3 protein-coding genes are annotated in these 2,364 nt (G+C 32.2%); all 3 read left to right on the forward strand.

Annotated elements, in window-relative coordinates; genetic code table 11:
* The coding region (locus tag ACE01P_RS24320; protein WP_379701653.1) for a phosphopantetheine-binding protein at positions 1–414 on the forward strand (414 nt) is incomplete at its 5' end.
* Between the two features lies 1 nt (position 415).
* Positions 416–2,020 carry an MBL fold metallo-hydrolase gene (locus ACE01P_RS24325; protein WP_379701655.1) on the forward strand — a complete coding sequence of 535 codons (1,605 nt, stop codon included), beginning with the start codon at positions 416–418 and terminating at the stop codon, positions 2,018–2,020.
* 5 nt (positions 2,021–2,025) lie between these two features.
* Positions 2,026–2,364 (forward strand): hypothetical protein (locus tag ACE01P_RS24330; protein ID WP_379701657.1); only part of this gene is annotated, 339 nt, incomplete at its 3' end.

Genomic DNA, 2,364 nt, shown 5'->3' on the forward strand with positions numbered 1-2,364 from the left:
CTGCAAGACAAGCTGCCTGAATATATGGTGCCGAGTTTTTATGTGGAGACAGAAAGCATCCCGCTGACTGCTAATGGTAAAGTGGACAGAAAAGCGCTTCCAAGCGTAACAGGTGAAGACATCATTAAAAAAGAATATGTAGCTCCAAGAAATGCCATTGAACAAAAAATGGTTGAAATATGGCAAGAAGTATTAGGGGTTCAAAAAATAGGAATTACAGATAATTTTTTTGAATTGGGAGGGCATAGTTTAAATGTAATCAGATTTTTAAATATGACTCAAAAACATTTTTCAGTTAAATTAACGATTAGAGACTTCTTTGCTAATCCAAAAATTGAGAATATTTCAACTCTTATTGTCTCATTGAATTTAAGTCTATTGAATAAAAATAGAAAATCAAAAAAAATTATTTAAAATGAAAAGTTTAGTTTATTTAAAACCAAATGTTGTAATTGAACCCTTGATAGAAAGATGGTATGCATGGACACATCTTGTATCACCGTCAACTGCATCAATGAATATAACAAAGAGGCACATTGAAATAATGAATTCTTATATTGAATCCCCTGTATTACATAGCGAGGCAGTTAAAAATCCAAAAATGCTGGGTGGCCCTTTTATGGATTACAAAGAAGATAGATCAGAGGACATAAAAAAATTAATCGAGTCAACTTTTATTAACCAAAAGGAATTAATTAGTCTATCCTTAGCAATTAGAAAGCTAGTTTTATTGTTAAACAAAGAAGCCAAGGGACAATCACTAGAAGATTTGTATGATATAGTGCCCGATATTTTAAAAGGCTATGTAGAATTAATATATGATTTAAATGGAAATCCTTCTTTTAGATTTTATGAGCAACTTTTATATAAGAGTAAATACTATAACAAAGAAAATCAAAGTATAGCATTGTGGGTTACAAATAACGATTCACGCCCCTTTTGTTTGAGTACACCTAGACTGGATGAGGATGACATATTGCATTTAAATATCCCTTTTGAACATAATTTTATAGATGAATTAAGTAAAATGAAGCGAACTCCGCGTCCTTTTAATGAAATAAGGAAAATGATTGGGGAATTAAATGAAACTGAAGAGACTCTTTTTCAGTCATTTTTTACTGAAACGGCATTTGTTCCTTATACAAAATATGAGGGAGACAGTATTAGAATGAGATATTTTGGCCATGCCTGCATATTAATCGAAACAAGAGAAATTAGCATCCTTGTTGATCCATTAATCAGTTATTATGGTTATCAATCAAGTGTGGAACATTTCTCCGATTATGAATTACCAGAAACTATTGATTATATTTTAATAACCCATAACCACCAAGATCATATTTTATTTGAGACCCTTCTGCCACTTAGGCACAAAGTAAAAAATATTATTGTTCCACGTTCAGGTGGAGGGCATCTTCAAGATCCTAGCCTAAAATTAATGTTTAATGCTATTGGTTTTAAAAACATCATCGAACTTGAAGAATTTTCAACCATAACCTTTTCAGATTGTATTATTACAGGGGTTCCATTTACTGGAGAACACAGTGACTTAGATATTAAAACGAAAATGTGCTTTCATGTTAAGATTGGAAATTTTTCCTTACTTTTTGTAGCTGATTCGAGAGTTTTAGAAAAGAAATTGTATGAACATTCTCAAGCCCTTGTTGGAAATGTGGATGTTATTTTTCTTGGTATGGAATGTGACGGTGCTCCACTATCTTGGTTGTATGGCCCACTCGTTGTACACGAATTGTCAAAAGAACACGACCAGTCCAGAAGATTAGCAGGATCTGATTGCAAGAGAGGAATGCATTTGGTAAATACTTTTAATCCATCGGAAGTATATGTATATGCTATGGGACAAGAGCCTTGGTGCGAGTTTGTTAGTAGTATAAAATATACTGATGAGTCTAATCCTATCGTTCAATCTAATAATTTAATTAAGGAATGCATTTCAAGAGGAATGATTGCTGAAAGGTTATTTGGAGAAAAGGAGATATTATATAAAAGAAGAAAATAAAAATTATGGATAACATTAGGGATTTATTAATTGAATTAAAAAAAGAATCAATTGATATTGTTTTAAATGATGATGAACTTGAAGTATTTTATGATACAGATGATTTAGATCCGGTAATTTATGATCAGATAAAAAGCAACAAGGATCAGTTAATACAATTTCTAAAAAGTCCGAAAAGTGATATTAATAATTCTTTTTCAATACCAGTATCTCCAATTAAAGGTGACTATCCTCTAACTGCCTCACAGACTCGTTTATGGATATTGAGCCAGCTGGAAGGTGGGTCTTTGGCATATAATATGCCCGCAGCAGTTAGGCTTACGGGAGCTGTCGATTTTGGCAAA

The organism is Flavobacterium sp. HJSW_4 (assembly GCF_042436695.1).
Classification (GTDB): Bacteria; Bacteroidota; Bacteroidia; order Flavobacteriales; family Flavobacteriaceae; genus Flavobacterium.

Excerpts from the sequence above, each read along its gene's own strand:
- ACE01P_RS24325 (WP_379701655.1), top strand. The coding sequence starts at position 416 with ATGAAAAGTTTAGTTTATTTAAAACCAAATGTTGTAATTGAACCCTTG.